Genomic DNA, 17506 nt, shown 5'->3' on the forward strand with positions numbered 1-17506 from the left:
GTTTGATTGGTAATAAGTAGTTTAAAACTACAATTTGTTACAAACTTTTTACAAGTTTGTATTCTGGATACGTTTCAATTAGCAATTCTTCGGCTTTTTGTGGTATTAAATAAGCCGTAACATAAAACAACAAAATTATTAATGTAGCAGAAAAAGAAACAAGTAGTAACCAGTGGTTTTCCATTGAACTAAAGGAAATTTTAAAAGCATTAATAGTGTTGAAAATATTAACAAAAACAAGCCAAGAGAAAACACCTCTTGTTTGCCCAATCATATCTTCTAATAAAAAAACTTTGTCCTTTTTTTCTACCTTCTTTTTTTGAGTTCTTCTTGCTTTTATTTGATTAAACAAATCGAAACCTGTTAAAATAAATAGGGCTCCTAAGAGAAGATATTCAGAATATTGAATTTTAAAAAAGAAAAATAATGATAGAAAAATAGTTGTAGTAATAATAATTTTAGGAACTGTAAACCATTCTTTAAAAAAACGCCACAGAATTTTACGGTAACGTTTATTCATCTGTTTTTGCTTAGCTTCAACAACATCTGTAAAACCAAAAATTCCGAATTTCTTAAATGACTTGTCTCGTGCATCTTCAAAGGATAATTTAGGAGTTGCTTCTGAAATTTCTTCAATATCATTAGCCAAATGATCTACCAACTCACTTTGTACATCGTAATGATATACGTAGTGTTGTCTTGTGAATTTGTAGAGTTCTTCTATTTGTAATTCTGATAACTTCATCAATTTAAAAAATTAAACAAGTTTATATTCTGGATAGGTTTCTTGCAACAGTTCTTCGCCTTTTTTGGGGATCACCACTAAAGTAATATATCCTAAAATTAAAATAGTAGTAATAAATATCGCTGAAAAAACACGTCTAAAATTACCCATTAATAAAAATTCTGTAGCATTATTTGGCATAAAATAAAGGAATATATAAAACAGTAAAAATGCAGAATTTAAGATTCCGTTTATCAAAATAATTTCTTTAAACATCCATTTTTTACCAGTTTCTTTAAATTTTTTTGCTGATCTTTTCTTATTTTTTATGATAATAAAAACCTCTAAAAACAATACAAACCCGTAAATGGAAACATATACATAATAAGCATTCTGTACTATTTGTAATTTATAAAAACTGACAAATAATAAAAAAGTTAAAATTATTTTAGGTAGGCGAAACCACTCTTTCACAAATCTAAAAATTATTTTAAAATACTTTTTTGTCATTTGGGATTTCTTTTTTTCAACAACATCCGTAAAACCAAAAACACCAAATTTCTTAAATGACTTGTCTCGTGCATCTTCAAAGGATAATTTAGGAGATGCTTCTGAAATTTCTTCAATATCATTTGCCAAATGATCTACCAATTCACTTTGTACATCGTAATGATATACGTAATGTTGTCTTGTGAATTTGTAGAGTTCTTCTATGTGAGTGTTGGTTAGTTTCATGCTGATAATTCTTTACGCATTTTTTCGACTCTAGAAGTTGCTTTTTTATAAACTTGGTAACCAGAGTAAGTTGCAATAAAATAGATAGATGTTATAATAATTAAACCTATTTTTTGATTACTTTGTGTAGTATGTTTTAAAAACATAATTGGTAAATTCATCATTAAAAAAGCAAATGAAAAATAGAAACTACCATAATTTAAGTGAATTGATTTTCCATATTTTTTCATCCAAATTTTTACTGAATAGCAAAGGAAAATAACTATTGGTAAGATAAATAAAACTAAACTTATATTTTTAAATAGCTTCAAACTTACATTATTAGAAATTGTAAAAAAAATCAAGAAATAACAAATAAGAAAACCTATGTTTTTAAAAGACTTAAAAAATGCTACAAAACCTAGAGAATACATTTTTCTGTATTCTTTATTTACATTTTTCCAAGCATCTGTATCAGTATTTGGAAAATTACTTCCATTAAAATTCTCTTTCCAGCCTAAAGTAACAAATGCAGTCTGTACTTTTTCTTTAAACTCGTATTCAGAATTTTCTGGAGTCAAATTTTGCTCAACATTAGAAACTACATGATCTAACATTTCTATTCTAATCTCCCAATATTCTATACCCTCGTTCTCTAAACGATGGTCTATAAATTGTATTTGTTCTTTTGTTAATTCCATACTTATGAAATTTTATATTTTCTAATTGCTTCTTTATGTTTTTTGTAGAAATGATGACAAATAAAAACAACAGAAAAACCTGCGCAAATAAAACCTGTAAAAACAGGATTCATTTCTCCGTTTTCTTTAAAAACACCAACTGCTAAACCCATAATTAATAAAATAAGACCAAAATACTGCGTCTTCAAAATAAAACGATAGGTGGTTTTTACTTTAGACTGTATTGTTTTTATGATGATAAAAACCATGTAAACCAATAGTAAAGAAGAAAATAAAAACAGAAAACCATTTGTAAAATCCATTATCGTTTCAGAGAAATGAACAGGTACTAATTTTAAAAAGAGTATCGGTAAAAAATAAGCTCCCAAGTACAAAAAGTAGAAGGGCTTAAATAATTTAATTGCTTTATTTACCACAATTTTAGATTCTGAATATAACATTCCAAAAAAGAAACTAGATGTTTCTTTAAAATGCTTTTCCCATTTTAAAAGCGTCATTTTAAAAGCGTTTTCAAAAATGTGACTTTCACTCATTAAATGTTCAATATCAGAAACTATATGATCTAGAATTTCTGGTTTTAAATCTAAAAAGTCGAAGTTCTTACTTTCTAAATATTGTTCTACCAAGCGTTGTTGTTCTTTTGTTAATTCCATAGCATTAGTTTAACAAGTGTTTGTATTTTTCTAAAATAATTTTTTTGTGTTTTCTCAAAATAAGGAGTGCGGCTAATCCATACATTATTATAAATGTAGAATATACTGTAAAAAGGTAACTATTAGATGTTATAAATTCTCCAATATGTTTTTCTGCAAGTAATTGTACTAAGAAAAAAGGAAGCCAAATTTCTGTTCCTAAAAATTTAACTTCACCCAAGTGTTTTAATGCTTTTTTATTTATCATTCCTTTACGAATAGAAACTAAAAACAAAATGGAACTTAAAATGAATATAGACAAACATGCAATTTTATTATTTAAGTTTTCATTTAAAAAATAAAATAGCAAACTGATAAAAATAGTAATTGGTAAAAGTTTAAAATCAGTAAAAAAACTGAAAAACTGACTCCAAGTTTCCATTCTATAAGTTTTCTTTACTTTACGAACTCCATTAAAGACAAACTTTCTAATAAACCCTAGTTCATTAGATAAATACTGAGATAAATTTCCGTTTTCTGTAGTAGCTTCAAAATCTAAAATTAAATGATCTGTTAGTTCAATTCTAGTTTCATCAGAAATACTTGGATATTTTCGTAATAAAAAACCATTTAGAAAAACCAACTGCTTTTCTATTATTTCGTATTTCTTTTCCATCTTACTCCAAACTAAATTTAGGATTTACCAAATGCTGCATCGTTCTTAAAAACTCTTGCATCTCTTCTAACTTATTCGCTGTTTCTCTAGCACCACTTTCGGTTAATTTATAATATTTCCGTAGACGGTTTCCCACTTTTGCAACCTCAACATCTAACAAACCATCGGCTTCTAATTTGTGCAATGCAGGGTACAAAGCACCTTCTGTAATTTTTAATTCGCCTTTGGTGAGTTCTTTTACTTTTTGCGTAATTTCATACCCGTACATCTTATCGTTACTTGCTAATAACTTTAAAATGATGGTTTGTAAAGAACCTTTGTATAATTTCTGATTTCCCATTTTTGGATGTATAATCGTGTAATTGTTTATTTGTAAGTCTGTCATTCCGAGGAACGAAGCAATCTTATAATTAAAAAATAGATTGCTTCGTCATACTTCCTCGCAATGACTTCTATAAAAATCAAATATACATAATTTTCTTATACATTAGAATCTTATGTATAAGTGTTGAAAATAAAAAAATCCTGAAAACATTAAATTCTCAGGATTGCTATATTTTAAAAAGTTTTTACTTTTCCAAAAAAAGATTGCTTCGTCGTTTTCTGTTTTTACCAGAAACTTCTCGCAATGAAACTAAATATTTTACTTTTCTACCTTTAAAACATCTGCTATTATTTTCTCTAAATCTCCTTTTGGTAGAGCGCCATTTGCCATTTGTGGTTCTCCTTCTGCAGGGCAAAATAACATAGATGGTATACTTCTAATACCAAATGCAGCAGCCAATTCTTGTTCTGCTTCGGTATCTACTTTATAGATATCAATTTTTCCTTCGTATTCTTCTGAAAGCTGCTCTAAAACAGGTGCCAATGCTTTACATGGGCCACACCAATCTGCATAAAAATCGATTAATACGGGTCTTTTCCCTTCAAATTTCCATTCTTTATTTTCTTCAAAATTAAATACTTTCTCTAAAAATGCTTCTTTTGTTAAATTTTCTGTCATAATAGTCTATTTTTCTCAACAAAATTGAGATAATTATACGTTGTTTCACTTCAATGTTAGTCGTAAAAAACTACAAAATATTACAAAATGACAGTGTTCACAAATTCTAAAAGTTAAAAATTGTTAAAACATCTTAAATGTAATTGCTAACATTTAATTTTGATGAGCATACAATCAACAAAAAAATAAAAATTTGAAATACCCAACAACGACTAAGAAACCAGTAATCGAAGAGCACTTTGGTATAAAAGTAACAGATAATTATAGATGGCTAGAAGATGATCGCAGTACAGAGACAGAGGCTTGGGTAAAAGCAGAAAATGAAGTTACTTTCGATTACTTGCGTAAAATTCCGTACAGAAATCAGTTAAAAGAGAGGTTAACAAAAATATGGAATTATGAAAAAGAAGGGTCTCCGTTTAAAGAAGGAGATTACACTTATTTTTCTAAAAATAACGGTTTGCAAAATCAGGCTGTTATCTATCGAAAAAAAGGAGAAAATGCCACTGAAGAAGTTTTTTTAGATCCGAATACGTTTTCAGAAGATGGCACAACTTCTTTAGGAGGTTTGAGTTTTTCTAAAGACGGAAAAACAGCGGCCTATTCGATTTCTGAAGGTGGTTCTGATTGGCGAAAAATTATCATTTTAGATGTAGAAAGTAAAAACATTAAAGAAGATGCACTTGTTGATGTAAAGTTCTCTGGAATTTCTTGGTACAAAAACGAAGGTTTTTATTATTCTAGTTATACCAAACCTACCGGAAGTGAATTGTCTGCAAAAACAGATCATCATAAATTATATTATCACAAATTAGGGACTTCACAAAAAGAAGATCTCGTTATTTTTGGTAATAAAGCTGCTGAAAAACACAGGTATGTTGGTGGTTATTTAACAGAAGACAATACTTATTTAATTATTTCAGCGGCTGTTTCTACTTCTGGAAACAAGTTATTTATCAAAAATTTATCCGAAGAAAACAGCGAATTAAAATCAATTATTACAACTACAAATAGCGATACACAAGTACTAGATAACAGAGGAAGTAAACTATACCTACAGACGAATTTGAATGCACCAAATCAGAAAATTGTAACGGTTGATGCAGAAAATCCGATGCAAGAAAATTGGGTAGATTTTATTCCGGAAACAGAAAATGTATTGCAACCTACTACTGGCGCTGGTTATTTCTTTGCAAATTATATGGTAAATGCGGTTTCTAAAGTTTTACAATATGATTTTGATGGAAACCTTATTCGAGAAGTAAATTTACCAGGAATTGGCGCAGTTAGTGGTTTCGGGGGGAAAACGGAGTTAGAAGAACTTTATTTTTCTTTTACAAATTACAACACACCTGGTGTAATCTACAAGTTTTCACCAAAAGACGGGAATTATATTTTATACAGAAAATCGGCAATTGATTTTAATTCAGAAAACTATACAAGTACACAGGTTTTTTATGCATCGAAAGATGATACAAAAATTCCGATGCTTATTACGCACAGAAAAGACATAGAATTAAATGGGAAAAATCCTACTATTTTATATGGTTATGGAGGTTTCAATGTAAGTTTAACGCCAGCTTTTAGTATTTTTAATGCAATTTGGATGGAACAAGGCGGTGTGTATGCGGTTCCTAATTTACGTGGTGGTGGCGAACTTGGTAAAAAATGGCACGATGCAGGAACGCAATTAAAAAAGCAAAATGTTTTTGATGATTTTATTGCTGCTGCAGAATATTTAATTGCAGAAAAATATACTTCTTCAGCGTTTTTAGCAATTCGTGGAGGCTCTAACGGAGGTTTATTAGTAGGGGCAACAATGACGCAAAGACCCGAGTTAGCTAAAGTAGTGCTACCGGCAGTTGGCGTTTTAGACATGTTGCGTTATCATACTTTTACAGCGGGTGCTGGTTGGGCGTATGATTACGGAACGGCAGATGACAACAAAAAAATGTTTACTTATTTAAAAGGATATTCACCTGTTCATAATGTAAAAAAAGGCGTGAATTATCCGGCAACTTTAATAACTACCGGAGATCATGATGATCGGGTTGTACCTGCACATAGTTTTAAATTTGCTGCAGAATTGCAAGAAAAACAAGCAGGAGAAAGTCCTGTTTTAATAAGAATAGAAACCAATGCTGGTCATGGTGCCGGAACTCCAGTTGCAAAAACCATTGAACAATATGCAGACATTTTTGGTTTTACGTTATTTAATATGGGGTTTCAGGAATTGCCAAATCCGCTAAAATAAAGCCTTAGTTTTTACTTCTTAAAGAACAAAAAAAAGACAGCTAATTATAGCTGTCTTTTTTTATATAGTTTGGTTTCTATTAAAAGAAAGCTTCTTATTTAGAAACTTTGTTTATAAGATATTCATTTAAATATTCTGCATCATTCTTAACACCTCCTAAAGTGGCAGAACCTCTTGTGTACAACCACGGAAGTCCTAAAAAGTACAATCCGTCAATCGTTTTACTTACACCTCTGTAATTTTTAGGATAGTGATTTTCATCTAACTCAATGCCATCAATCCAATTAAAATTTGGTTTAAAACCGGTTGCCCAAACAATATTCTTAATATCGTTTACTTTTTGTTTTTCAAATGTGATGGTTTTTTCATTTGCATCTAATGTTCTACCCACACACGTAACATTTTGTTTTTTAAACAATGTTTTTACATCTGTACCAATAACTGGCTGACCGGTTTTACTTAGTTTTTTACCGATCCAAGAATATTTATGGGCTGTTAAAAAACCTACTTTGCTAAACCACCACCACAATGTTTTTCCTAATATTTCCTGCGGAAGTGATACAATGTCTGTATTTCCTGAAAAATAAACAGGTGTATTCATCTTTGAAATTTCATTTAAAATCTGCACACCAGAATCTCCAGCGCCAACAACCAATGTTGCGCCTTCTTTTAGTTGATTTGGACTTTTATAATGCTCACTATGAATTTGTAATATGTCTTCCGATATTTTTGTGTTACAACTAGGTGTAAAAGGTTTATGAAACGGACCCGTTGCAACAATTACATTTTTTGCTTCAAAAGTTTTAAGGTTGCTTTCTAATTTAAAAACACCATTCTCTTTCTTTAACGAAGTAATTTTATGATTAAACTCAACCGGAATCTTAAAATTAGAAACGTATCCTTTTAAATACCCTGCAACTTCATATTTATTCGCATAATGTCCTTTCTTATACGGAAATTCTAAACCTGGTAGACTGTTAAATTCCGAAGGTGTAAATAATTTTAAAGAATCCCACCTTTTTAACCAAGGCGCACCAACTTCAGAATTGGCATCAACTATTAAATAATTTGCATTTTGTTTATTTAAATAATACGCAATTGCTAAACCAGATTGACCAGCACCAATAATTATATAATCCTTCATGTATTGTTTTGTAACTACAAAACTACTGTTTTTAAAAAGGTCTATTCTTTAGTTGTTTAAATAGTTCCTAATAAATTTCTATAAAAATATAAAAACCTAGCAATTAGAAATTTACTTATCTTTGAAATGTATATTTAATATACTGCTAAACTCCATAAAGGTGAAATAAAATCTTACTGTTAAAAAGTGTAACATAAAAGTATACAAACCTACTAATCATTCAAACAATCTAATAATTAACTCATGAAAACAATAAAAAGAGTTTTGTTTACAACTGCAATTGCATCGTTTGCTTTTGTTTCTTGTAAAGAAGAAAAATCCGAAGAGAAATCTGCAGGAATTATCATTGAAAATATGGACACTTCTGTAGCACCATCAGAAGATTTTTTTAGACACGTAAACGGTACTTGGATTGATAGTACAGCAATTCCTGATGATCAAACGTCTTGGGGTGGTTTTAACGAGCTGCGTAAGAAAACAGATGCAGACGTTTTAGCTATTTTAAACAATGCAATAGAACAAAAAGATTTTCCGAAGGTAAAAGACGCACAAGGAAATGAAATAGATTCAGATCAAGAAAAAGCTGTAAACTATTATCAAACAATAATGGATACTGTTGCTAGAAACCAACAAGGTAAAGCACCTGTGATGCCGTTTTTAGCAAAAATAGATGAAATTAAAACTAAAAAAGATGTAGAAAACTACATTACAAACATGGCGCCTTATGGCGGTGGTGGTTTTTACGGTTTTGGTGTTTACAATGACTTAAAAAACAGTAGTGAATATGCCGGCTATATGAGTGGTGGGTCTTTAGGTTTGTCTAGAGATTACTACGTAGACGCAAAAGTTGCAGATAAATTAGCTAAATATCAAGAATTTGTTGCTAAAATGTTTCAAGAATTTGGAGACGATGAAGTTACAGCTAAGAAAAATGCAGCTACCATTGTTGCTTTTGAAACTAGTTTAGCAGCACCAATGATGACCAAAGAAGAGCGTAGAGATACTCGTAAAATGTACAACCCAATGTCTATAGCAGAATTAACAGCATTAGCGCCTGCAATAGATTGGAAAGCACATTTAGACGGTATTGGTGTTACAGATTTAGACAAAGTTATTGTAACAGATCCTGGTTATTTTAAAGCCATGAGTGAAGTTTTTACAAAACGTTCTGTAGACGATATAAAATTATTATTACGTTGGAACACTATCAACAATTCTTTAGGTTCTTTATCTACAGATTTAGAAACTGCAAATTGGGAGTTTTATAGCAAAGAAATGCGTGGTGCTAAAAAACAACGTGCAAGAGACGAACGTGCTTTAGGAAGCTTAAATGGTGCTGTTGGTGAAGCTTTAGGGAAGTTATATGTAGATGAGAAATTTCCGCCAGAAGCAAAAGCAAAGGCAAAAGAAATGATAGACAATGTAATGTTAGGTTTCGAAGTAAGAATTGCTGGTTTAGAATGGATGAGCGAAGAAACTAAAGAAAAAGCATTAGAAAAGTTACATAAATTGACTGTTAAAATTGCATATCCAGATGTTTGGAAAGATTATTCTGAATTACAAGTAAAAGGGTTAGATAATGGTGGTTCTTATTTTGAAAACGCAATTAACGTTACAAAATGGAACTACAACAAAAACATGGCAAAATTAGGAAAGAAAGTAGACAGAACAGAATGGGGAATGTCTCCGCAAACTGTAAACGCTTACTTTAATCCTGTAAATAATGAAATCGTTTTTCCAGCAGCAATCTTACAACCTCCTTTTTATGATTATAAAGCAGATGAAGCTGTAAATTATGGTGGTATTGGAGCTGTTATTGGTCATGAAATTTCTCATAGTTTTGATGATTCTGGCGCTCGTTTCGATGGCGATGGAAACCTTAAAAACTGGTGGACAGACACAGATTCAGAGAAATTTGCAGTAATTGGTAAACAATTAGTAAAACAATATTCAGACATTATTGCCATAGATTCTATGCATTTAAATGGTGAATATACTTTAGGAGAAAACATTGGAGATTTAGGTGGTGTACAAGCAGCTTACGAAGGTTTACAAATCTTCTTAAAGAAAAGTGATAGACCAGAAAAAATAGACGGTTACACACCAGAACAACGTTTCTTCCTTTCTTGGGGAACCATCTGGAGAACAAAAATGAGAGACGAAGCTCTTAAAAACTTAATCATGACAAACACACACGCTCCTGGTATGTACAGAGCATATATGCCTCTTAAAAACGTAGATGCTTTCTATAAAGCGTTCAATGTTAAAGAAGGTGATAAAATGTATTTAAAACCAGAAGATAGAGTAAGAATCTGGTAAGGTCGCAGACCTTTTTTGTAGGATGCTCTTTGTGAAAATTATATATTAAAATTAAAACCGATGCGAAAGTGTCGGTTTTTTTTTATTTGGGCGTTCCCTAAAGGGTCGCGCTTTACACTATATCTTTTTGCAGAAAAAGCAAAAAGGATGTCGTTTCAATCGCTAACGCTGCCAGTCTAGAAAAGACAAAACGCTGCGTAAACACAATAGGAATAAAACCACACAAATGGGAAACTTCAACCATAGGAAAAGGTTCAAAGTCAGGAAATAAAAATTGAGCAATTAATTAGCTTTATGTGATTTTTCCTAAAGAAGAAAAACAAAACTGGGCGCTAGGTGAAATCTCACCTGCTTTATAAAAAGAGACGTAGGAAAAAAATTGTATTGATAACTTTTTAAATCATTAATCCTTATTTTTACAATATGTTAAAAGTAAATAAAATTTCATTTGGGTATTCTAAAAGAAAAATTGTTTTAAGTAATTTTAATTTCACCTTAAAAGAAGGCGAACATTTATGTATTATGGGCGAAAGTGGTTGTGGAAAATCGACACTTTTAAAAGCAATTTACGGCTTATTAGATTTAAAAAAAGGAGAAATATTTTGGAAAGAAAATCAGGTTTTAGGACCAGAACACCATCTAGTTCCGGGGATGGATTTCTTTAAATATGTTGCACAAGATTTCGATTTGATGCCTTATATTTCTGTTTCAGAAAATATTAAGAAATTTTTGTCTCGGTTTTATCCAGAAGAAAGTGAAAAACGAACGCAAGAATTATTAGAAGTTATAGAAATGAAAGCTTTTGAAAAAACAAAAGTAAAAAACCTAAGTGGCGGACAAAAACAACGGGTGGCAATTGCCAGAGCTTTGGCAAATGAACCCGAATTATTGTTACTAGATGAACCTTTCGGGCAAATAGACAACTTCAAAAAAAACTCTCTAAGAAGAAAGCTTTTTGCTTATTTAAAAGAAAAAAACATTGCATGTATTGTGGCTACACATGACAAGAATGACGCCCTTTCTTTTGCAGATAAACTACTAATTATTCGCAACAATAAGATCTTAATAACAGATTCACCAAAAAAGATTTATAACAATCCGGAAGAAAAATACGTAGCAGCTTTGTTTGACGATGTAAATGAGGTTGTTTTTAACGACAAAACCGTACTATTATATCCGAATCAAATAAAAATTGTTGAAAGCTCTAATTTACAAGCAACAGTCTCCAATTCATATTTTAAAGGTGCTTATTGGTTAGTTGAGGCTAAATTTGAAAATCAAGTGGTATTTTTAAATCATTCTTCAGATTTAAAAGCGGGAACTAAAGTTATGATTGAAATCAAAAAAAATCATCTTAATTAAATAATTAAGATGATTAAATTATAAACTTTTTCATTTTTTAATTGAATTGTTAAATCCTATGAAAAGTTGGGGGAAATAATTTTTGACCTCAAAAGAGATCTGTTAGCAAATATAAACTGAAATTACAGGAGACAAAAGGTAATAATTTGCCTTTTGACTGTAAAAAGGGGAAATATAGAAACAATGCCGTTTAGTTTATAAATTGTTTTCTAAATTGTTCTGGGGTAAATTTAGTATGCTTTTTAAAGTATTTAAATAAGTTGGTTGGCTCTTTAAAACCTACTTTAAAAGCAATCTCTTTTATAGAAAGGTCATATTGTAAAAGCAATCTTTTCACTTTAATAATAACAGTATCATCTATAAACTCTTTAGCAGATTTATTTGCAATAAACTTAACAACAGTATTTAGCTTTTTTGCTGAAAAACCCAACTTATTAGCGTAGTCATACACTTTTTTGGTTTTAGAGTAGTCTTCTTCTAAAATATTTTGAAACTTTATAAACTCTTTTAAATATTTACTTTGTTGATTGTTGTTATATTCTTTAGATTTTATTCTGAAAATTAATGTAATTAAAAGATGTAATAAACTTCGTATCAGTTTAAAAGAATAAATATCATTTATAAGTAACACCTCTTTTTCTATCCCTTTTACTAATTGAAAAACACCACTAAAATCATTATTTTCTAATTGTGTTTTTGGAGATACAAGCAACTCATTAAACATCTGTATGGCATTAGCTACTTCTAATTCATTCAAATAACTATTTAAAAATTCTTCTTTAAAACACAACAAAAAACCTTCTGTCTCACTATTTAAATAAAACCGATGCATTTGATCTTTTCTAATAGCAAGAATAGTTCCTTTGCAATACTCATAATCTGTAAAATCGATGGAGTGTTTACCATTATTTTTTGTTATAAACATTAATGCGTAAAAATTAACCTTGTGGTTTTTTCTAAGGCTATCTTCATTCTCAAATTTTACTAAATCTTGAAAATTCACAATATCAAAATTGGCTTTTTGAAGCTTATGGAAATTATGAGTTTTTAGATAATTATTTTTCACGTGACCTTAATCGTTCTATTATTAAATATTTAGACCTCTAAAATACAACTTTTAATTTATTTCTGTTATCATGATTTTTTTCTTGTTAAAAATAAATTCATCATTTATTTTCTTTCCTAGCAACAACTTACCAATTGGTGAAGAAACCGAAACAGCATAATAAGTAGTGTCTGCAATTACTAGTTGTCCTGCAGAAATGCTTAAAAAATAATTTACTTTTTCTGTAAAAACTACACTTCCTAAGCATATATTTTCAGCGGATTTTAAAATATTAACTTTCGCTAGAGTTTCTTTCATTTGTGTAATTCCCTCTAATTGCTGACTCGCTTTTTCCATTTCTAACTGCAACATAGCGCGCCCTGTTTCGTGCTTATCACCAGCAGAACTCTTCGTTTCAGACTGCAATGCTTTCTGATTAGACAAAATTACCTCCTCAACCGTTTGCAAACGCTTGTTTACAAATTCTTCGCAAAATTTATATAGTTCTTTTTTAAGATTCATTATTTAAAATAAATACAAATGCGCCATAATTTCCATGATGAGAAATTGAGCAAGATTTGGTTAATAATTTTTGTTGATGATAAAAAAGCGGAGCACCAATAACCGATTTCCTTTTTTCTATTTCTTCGGATAAAATTCCTGTTTGAACTGCTAATTGCTTTTTAAAATCACTATGTATTGTTTCTGAAGAATCAATATTTAAAAAAAAATTTATTTCATCATCCGTTTCTTTAGCAATTGTATGAATATAAAATGAGTTGAAGCTTGTAATTGTATGGTATTTATTTCCTTCATAAAGCACAACTCCTTCATTATTAGAAATTAAGCGGCATTCAAATTTCAAAGGTGCAAAAAAACGTTTTTTTACTTTTTGAGTATAGCATTTATAAGCTGCTTCTTTCATACTCCAAAACAACCAAACTGTTAAAAATGAAGTATCAGCCTCACAAATTTCTTGTTGCTCTTTTTTTGTAAATTGCTTTTCTAAGAAACCTTTTCGCTGCCAATTACTTTCGGTTTCTGCTAGGTTTAAATCAACAATGTCATTGCCAATATTATGCATTCATTTTAGATTGAATTACGGCAACAGTTGCTTTTACAGAAAGCATTTTCTCCATAGAATCGTTGTCTATTTCTATTTTAAATTCGTCTTCTACATCTAAAATAATATCTACTAAATTTGCAGAATTTATTTCTAAATCGTTGATAAAATCTGTTTTTTCATTTAAGTTTTTAAAACCCTCTTCATTTTGTACATAGGGTTTTACAATGCTTGTTAACTTTGATATAATTTCTTCTTTCGTCATTTTTTATTTATTGTTTTAGACCTCACTGGTTTTAAAAACCTGTGAGGTCTGTCTTTAACTTAAATTAGCTAAAATTTATACTTTTTAAAGATAACACACGCATTAACATCACCAAAACCAAAACTTGCTTTTGCTAAAATAGTAATGTTTTTCTCCATCATTTTTATCGGAATTTTATCCAAAGAAATTAATGCTGTAATTTCTGAATGTACATCTTCACAATTAATATTCGGAAACACAAATTGTTCTTTAATTTGTATAACAGAAGCCACAGATTCAATCGCACCAGAAGCAGCCAAACAATGCCCAACCATCGATTTTAAAGAGTTAATATACGGAAAATCAGTCCCTTTTCTTTGCAATGCTTTGGTCCAATTTTCTATTTCTAAACTGTCTTTAGAGGTTGCTGTTAAATGGCCGTTTATTACATCAATTTCTTCTGCAGAAATACCAGCATCTAAAAGTGCGTCCGTAATACATTTCTGAACCGCTTCTGCATTTGGCGCAGTTAACGTTCCTCCATTTCTTTGTCCGCCAGAATTTATATTCCCTCCTAAAACCTCTGCATAAATTGTTGCATTTCTCTCTAAAGCACTTTCTAAAGATTCTAAGACCAAGGCTCCTGCACCACTTCCAGGAACAAACCCAGATGCAGTTTCACTCATGGGTCTCGATCCTTTTTCTGGCGTTTCATTGTGCTTATAAGACATTACTCTCATGGCATCAAATCCGCCCCAAGTATACAAACTACTGTCGCTAGAACTCCCAACCAACATTCGTGTTGCTTTTCCATTTTTAATACGTTCAAAACCTAATAACAAGGCTTCTGTACCTGTTGTACAAGCAGATGAATTTGTGGTTACTTGATTTCCTAAACCTAGAATTCCACCTAAATAAGCCGAAATTCCGCTTGCCATAGTTTGCACCACAGAAGTACTTCCTAAACGTCTTACATTTTGATCGTCAATTTTATAAATTGCTTCTCTAAACTTTTCAATTCCAGAGGTCCCTGTTCCAAAAATTAAACCAGAAGCATAGTCTAATTTAGAATTTTCATCTACAGAAAAACCAGCATCTTTCCAAGCATCAATTCCTGCCATACAACCGTATAAAATCGACGTACTATTAAAGCCACGTAATTGTAAAGGTGTTAGGTATGCTGCCTTTTTTTCTTCGGAAACATTCGGAATTCCACCAATACAGCAAGAAAAACCTTTGTCTTTTAAATTTTGATGAAAAGTAATTCCTGAAGTTCCAGCTTTTATAGCATCTGTAAATGCTGGTAAACCAACGCCATTTGGTGCAACAACTCCTAAACCAGTAATTACGACTCTATTTTTTACTTGTGCTGAATTCATTTCTTTATTGATTTTAGACCTCACAGGTTTTAAAAACCTGTGAGGTCTATTAAAATTAACGTTTTATCATTCCAGAAATAGTTCCTCTGCAAACCAATTCATTTTTAGAATTTAGCATTTTTACTTTACATTTTAGTTTATTAAATCTAAAATATTCTTTCTCTGAAATTACCGTTACTTTTTCATTTGGTAAAACCGGTAAGTAGAAATCAATATTATTAGAAGTTAACGCAATTTGTGGTTTATTTTCTGTTGATGTAATTTCGTCTTTTAATAAATAAATCCCCAAACAAACAACACCAATTTGTGCCATTGTTTCCGTTAAAATAACGCCTGGCGTAATCGGGTTTCCTTTAAAATGGCCTTCATAAAAAAAGGCATTTTCTTTAAAGGTATAATTTCCTGTCACTCCATTTTCTGAAATTTCTGTCAATTCATCAACAAACAAAAATGGATGTGTATAAGGAAGGTTTTTTATGATTTCTATTTGGTTCATTTATTACATTTAACAGCCCTCACAAGTTTAAAAAACCTGTGAGGGCTTCTTTATTACTCTAAAGCTAAGGATTCTAAAATAGTTATTTCCTTGATTTTATAAGAATCGATAAAATTTTGTTTGTCTTCAAAAAGGTTTAAAACATATTCTCGCAATAACCGCGTTGGTTTATTTGATAACATCGAATTATAAGATGAATGTTCGTAAACTCTAAAATCATCTACAAACGGATGATGTATTGGGTTTAAATGAATATATAAAATCAACTTTCTTAAATATTCTTCACTATCTAACTTGATTCTAGAAAATCGGTCTTTAAATAAACTTCCACTCCTTCCGTATTTTTTATTAATCCTTTTCGAATAAGAATTAAATAAATTTGAAAATGATTGAGATATTTCTTTTGAAGTAACCTCTTCTTTTGTCTTTATTAACAAGTAAAAGTGATTTTTCAATAAAAAATACGTCAAAACCTCTGAAGTTTTAGAAAGGTGTTTTTTTACTAATAGAAGAAAATAAGCATAATTCTGCTCTTCAATAAAAATATTCTCTTTATTGTTTCCACAGTTATAAATATGGTAAAAAAAGTCTTCTTCTAAAACTTCATATTTCATATTGTTTTCTTTAGCAGACCTCACAGGTTTTAAAAACCTGTGAAGTCTATATTAATTACCACTCCAACAAAATTCGTTGTGCAGAAAAACCAGGACCAAAACTTAACATTAAACCGCGTTCTCCTTTTGCGGGATTTCTATCCATAAATCGCTCTAAAACATACAAAACAGTGGCGCTAGACATATTACCATACAAACGTAAAACTTCTTTTGTATCGTCTATATTTTTGCCTAAAACGCCGAATAAATCTTCTACCGTTTGTACAATTTTCTTTCCTCCAGGATGAAAAATTAAGTGGTCTACATCATCAATCGTCAAATTATTTCGTTCTAAAAACGGATGTACAATTGCCGGAAAATGATCCGATATTTTTTGTGGAACTTCCTTGTCTAAAATCATTTGTAAACCTGTATTCACCAATTTAAAACCCATCATAGAAGTCGCATCATAAAAATGATACATGGCTTCATCTATAATTTCTGGCCCTTTGTCTTCTTCATAAGAAGACAAAATTACTGCAGAAGCACCATCACCAAAAATAGCAGCACTTACAATATTTGTCATCGAATAATCTTCTAGCTGAAACGTTGCTGTTGGTGCTTCAACGGCAATTACGACTGCTCTTTTATTCGGATTTGCCTTCAAGAAATTCTTTGCATAAATAATACCAGAAACTCCTGCTGCACAGCCCATTTCTGTAACTGGTAAACGCACAATATCTTGTTTCATTTGCAGCGAATTAATCAAATAAGCATCCATAGACGGAATCATAATTCCGGTACAGCTTACCGTAATTATATAATCGATATCTGTGGGTTTTAAACTTGCTTTATCTAATGATTTTTGTAAAGATTGTTCTGCTAGTTTTACAACTTCTCTTGCATAAATTTCATTCTTCTCCTCGAAAGAAGTTGCCACAAAAACTGCTGATGGATCCATGATAGAATAGCGTTTGTCTACTCCTGCTCCTTCAAAAAGTTTGGTAACTTTTCTTTGAAATCTTTCGTCTTGGTCTTGCATCCACAATTTTACAAACGGAATAATATCTTTTGTTTCTCTGTGATATTTTGGAAGTTGTTTTGCAACCGATGTTATTTTTACTTTCATAATTTATTGTTACATAGAGATTCACAGA

19 protein-coding genes are annotated in these 17506 nt (G+C 30.6%); 3 read left to right on the plus strand and 16 right to left on the minus strand.

Annotated elements, in window-relative coordinates; all coding sequences use genetic code 11:
- Positions 1–37: 37 nt before the first annotated feature.
- The 7 genes from ES045_RS01690 to trxA all read right to left on the minus strand — a co-directional run bounded on the left by ES045_RS01690 (position 38) and on the right by trxA (position 4450).
- Positions 38–745 carry a hypothetical protein gene (locus ES045_RS01690; protein ID WP_147111383.1) on the minus strand — a complete coding sequence of 236 codons (708 nt, stop codon included), beginning with the start codon at positions 743–745 and terminating at the stop codon, positions 38–40.
- A gap of 12 nt (positions 746–757) precedes the next feature.
- Positions 758–1459: a hypothetical protein gene (locus ES045_RS01695; RefSeq protein WP_147111386.1), complete on the minus strand. Its 702-nt coding sequence runs from the start codon at positions 1457–1459 to the stop codon at positions 758–760.
- On the minus strand, positions 1456–2139 hold the full coding sequence (locus ES045_RS01700) for a hypothetical protein (RefSeq protein ID WP_147111388.1): 684 nt from the start codon (positions 2137–2139) through the stop codon (positions 1456–1458). Before ES045_RS01700 ends, ES045_RS01695 begins: the two co-directional genes overlap by 4 nt.
- A 2-nt stretch (positions 2140–2141) precedes the next feature.
- On the minus strand, positions 2142–2792 hold the full coding sequence (locus ES045_RS01705; protein ID WP_147111391.1) for a hypothetical protein: 651 nt from the start codon (positions 2790–2792) through the stop codon (positions 2142–2144).
- A gap of 4 nt (positions 2793–2796) precedes the next feature.
- Positions 2797–3447 carry a hypothetical protein gene (locus tag ES045_RS01710; protein ID WP_147111394.1) on the minus strand — a complete coding sequence of 217 codons (651 nt, stop codon included), beginning with the start codon at positions 3445–3447 and terminating at the stop codon, positions 2797–2799.
- Between the two features lies 1 nt (position 3448).
- Positions 3449–3787, minus strand: coding sequence for a PadR family transcriptional regulator (locus ES045_RS01715; RefSeq protein WP_147112104.1), 339 nt, complete (start codon positions 3785–3787; stop codon positions 3449–3451).
- Positions 3788–4090: 303 nt separating this feature from the next.
- Positions 4091–4450: a thioredoxin gene (gene trxA / locus ES045_RS01720; protein WP_147111397.1), complete on the minus strand. Its 360-nt coding sequence runs from the start codon at positions 4448–4450 to the stop codon at positions 4091–4093.
- Positions 4451–4643: 193 nt separating this feature from the next.
- On the opposite strand from trxA, the gene ES045_RS01725 reads away from it, so the two are divergent.
- Positions 4644–6704: a prolyl oligopeptidase family serine peptidase gene (locus ES045_RS01725; protein WP_147111399.1), complete on the plus strand. Its 2061-nt coding sequence runs from the start codon at positions 4644–4646 to the stop codon at positions 6702–6704.
- A gap of 94 nt (positions 6705–6798) precedes the next feature.
- Here ES045_RS01725 and ES045_RS01730 read toward each other — a convergent pair whose 3' ends face one another.
- Positions 6799–7848: a flavin-containing monooxygenase gene (locus ES045_RS01730; RefSeq protein ID WP_147111404.1), complete on the minus strand. Its 1050-nt coding sequence runs from the start codon at positions 7846–7848 to the stop codon at positions 6799–6801.
- A 243-nt stretch (positions 7849–8091) separates the two neighbouring features.
- On the opposite strand from ES045_RS01730, the gene ES045_RS01735 reads away from it, so the two are divergent.
- Positions 8092–10167, plus strand: a complete 2076-nt coding sequence (locus ES045_RS01735) for a M13 family metallopeptidase (RefSeq protein WP_147111407.1) — start codon at positions 8092–8094, stop codon at positions 10165–10167.
- A gap of 423 nt (positions 10168–10590) precedes the next feature.
- Positions 10591–11529: an ABC transporter ATP-binding protein gene (locus tag ES045_RS01740; protein ID WP_147111410.1), complete on the plus strand. Its 939-nt coding sequence runs from the start codon at positions 10591–10593 to the stop codon at positions 11527–11529.
- Between the two features lie 190 nt (positions 11530–11719).
- Here the strand turns inward: ES045_RS01740 and ES045_RS01745 are convergent, their stop codons facing one another.
- From ES045_RS01745 to ES045_RS01780, 8 genes are all read right to left on the minus strand, one after another.
- Positions 11720–12595: an AraC family transcriptional regulator gene (locus tag ES045_RS01745; protein ID WP_410524634.1), complete on the minus strand. Its 876-nt coding sequence runs from the start codon at positions 12593–12595 to the stop codon at positions 11720–11722.
- A 51-nt stretch (positions 12596–12646) separates the two neighbouring features.
- Entirely contained in the window at positions 12647–13096 is a 450-nt protein-coding gene (locus tag ES045_RS01750) for a GreA/GreB family elongation factor (RefSeq protein WP_147111416.1), read from the minus strand.
- Positions 13086–13658, minus strand: a complete 573-nt coding sequence (locus ES045_RS01755) for a 4'-phosphopantetheinyl transferase superfamily protein (protein ID WP_147111419.1) — start codon at positions 13656–13658, stop codon at positions 13086–13088. Before ES045_RS01755 ends, ES045_RS01750 begins: the two co-directional genes overlap by 11 nt.
- Positions 13651–13902 (minus strand): acyl carrier protein, encoded by a 252-nt coding sequence (locus tag ES045_RS01760; protein WP_147111421.1) that lies wholly within the window; start codon positions 13900–13902, stop codon positions 13651–13653. The genes ES045_RS01755 and ES045_RS01760 overlap by 8 nt, the downstream gene beginning before the upstream one ends.
- Before the next feature lie 68 nt (positions 13903–13970).
- A complete protein-coding gene (locus tag ES045_RS01765; RefSeq protein WP_147111424.1) occupies positions 13971–15260 on the minus strand; it encodes a beta-ketoacyl-[acyl-carrier-protein] synthase family protein in 1290 nt (429 codons plus the stop codon).
- Between the two features lie 55 nt (positions 15261–15315).
- Positions 15316–15756, minus strand: coding sequence for a 3-hydroxyacyl-ACP dehydratase FabZ family protein (locus ES045_RS01770; protein ID WP_147111427.1), 441 nt, complete (start codon positions 15754–15756; stop codon positions 15316–15318).
- A gap of 53 nt (positions 15757–15809) precedes the next feature.
- The gene (locus ES045_RS01775) at positions 15810–16370 is read right to left on the minus strand and encodes a transposase (protein ID WP_147111430.1); all 561 of its coding nucleotides are present in this window, start codon (positions 16368–16370) and stop codon (positions 15810–15812) included.
- A gap of 55 nt (positions 16371–16425) precedes the next feature.
- The gene (locus ES045_RS01780) at positions 16426–17478 is read right to left on the minus strand and encodes a type III polyketide synthase (protein WP_147111435.1); all 1053 of its coding nucleotides are present in this window, start codon (positions 17476–17478) and stop codon (positions 16426–16428) included.
- Positions 17479–17506 lie beyond the last annotated feature (28 nt).

The organism is Polaribacter sp. IC073, assembly GCF_007997075.1.
Classification (GTDB): Bacteria; Bacteroidota; Bacteroidia; order Flavobacteriales; family Flavobacteriaceae; genus Polaribacter.

What these genes read in the sequence shown, in the direction of transcription:
- ES045_RS01730 (WP_147111404.1), bottom strand. Translation starts at nt 7,848, where the DNA reads ATGAAGGATTATATAATTATTGGTGCTGGTCAATCTGGTTTAGCAATT.
- ES045_RS01740 (WP_147111410.1), top strand. Translation starts at nt 10,591, where the DNA reads ATGTTAAAAGTAAATAAAATTTCATTTGGGTATTCTAAAAGAAAAATT.
- ES045_RS01775 (WP_147111430.1), bottom strand. Translation starts at nt 16,370, where the DNA reads ATGAAATATGAAGTTTTAGAAGAAGACTTTTTTTACCATATTTATAAC.
- ES045_RS01700 (WP_147111388.1), bottom strand. Translation starts at nt 2,139, where the DNA reads ATGGAATTAACAAAAGAACAAATACAATTTATAGACCATCGTTTAGAG.
- ES045_RS01780 (WP_147111435.1), bottom strand. Translation starts at nt 17,478, where the DNA reads ATGAAAGTAAAAATAACATCGGTTGCAAAACAACTTCCAAAATATCAC.
- ES045_RS01735 (WP_147111407.1), top strand. Translation starts at nt 8,092, where the DNA reads ATGAAAACAATAAAAAGAGTTTTGTTTACAACTGCAATTGCATCGTTT.
- ES045_RS01705 (WP_147111391.1), bottom strand. Translation starts at nt 2,792, where the DNA reads ATGGAATTAACAAAAGAACAACAACGCTTGGTAGAACAATATTTAGAA.
- trxA (WP_147111397.1), bottom strand. Translation starts at nt 4,450, where the DNA reads ATGACAGAAAATTTAACAAAAGAAGCATTTTTAGAGAAAGTATTTAAT.
- ES045_RS01710 (WP_147111394.1), bottom strand. Translation starts at nt 3,447, where the DNA reads ATGGAAAAGAAATACGAAATAATAGAAAAGCAGTTGGTTTTTCTAAAT.
- ES045_RS01770 (WP_147111427.1), bottom strand. Translation starts at nt 15,756, where the DNA reads ATGAACCAAATAGAAATCATAAAAAACCTTCCTTATACACATCCATTT.
- ES045_RS01755 (WP_147111419.1), bottom strand. Translation starts at nt 13,658, where the DNA reads ATGCATAATATTGGCAATGACATTGTTGATTTAAACCTAGCAGAAACC.
- ES045_RS01695 (WP_147111386.1), bottom strand. Translation starts at nt 1,459, where the DNA reads ATGAAACTAACCAACACTCACATAGAAGAACTCTACAAATTCACAAGA.
- ES045_RS01760 (WP_147111421.1), bottom strand. Translation starts at nt 13,902, where the DNA reads ATGACGAAAGAAGAAATTATATCAAAGTTAACAAGCATTGTAAAACCC.
- ES045_RS01690 (WP_147111383.1), bottom strand. Translation starts at nt 745, where the DNA reads ATGAAGTTATCAGAATTACAAATAGAAGAACTCTACAAATTCACAAGA.
- ES045_RS01715 (WP_147112104.1), bottom strand. Translation starts at nt 3,787, where the DNA reads ATGGGAAATCAGAAATTATACAAAGGTTCTTTACAAACCATCATTTTA.
- ES045_RS01750 (WP_147111416.1), bottom strand. Translation starts at nt 13,096, where the DNA reads ATGAATCTTAAAAAAGAACTATATAAATTTTGCGAAGAATTTGTAAAC.
- ES045_RS01765 (WP_147111424.1), bottom strand. Translation starts at nt 15,260, where the DNA reads ATGAATTCAGCACAAGTAAAAAATAGAGTCGTAATTACTGGTTTAGGA.